Here is a 252-nt window from a genome sequence, read left to right as displayed (position 1 = left end):
GTGTGCAGCTAGTGGTTTCAGCCATGTGGACTATGCGGCGCGGATCGTAGTCGAACACTTTGCTCAGGCCACGTTCCAGCGCGTATATGCCGATGAAGCACGCATCCACTTGGTGTGGGGTTGTGCGCGATGCCTTATACGTCTCTTCGAGCGTAGAGCCCTTGTGACGCTGGTGCCATGCATTCTTCCATTGCGCGGCCGGTATCGTTAGCATCGGTATATCCGGATAGGTGCCTGCCAGTAGACCGATCA

Annotated in this window: 1 protein-coding gene; it reads right to left on the bottom strand. The window is 56.3% G+C overall.

What is annotated here, in order from left to right; genetic code table 11:
- Window positions 1-252, bottom strand: a 252-nt coding sequence (locus AC1RPT_RS08175) for a hypothetical protein (protein ID WP_481763054.1), incomplete at both ends; no start/stop codon positions are given.

The sequence above is a fragment of the Dellaglioa sp. CoH-56-MRSF-11 genome, assembly GCF_056782135.1.
This window is presented reverse-complemented; position numbering and strand designations above follow the sequence as displayed.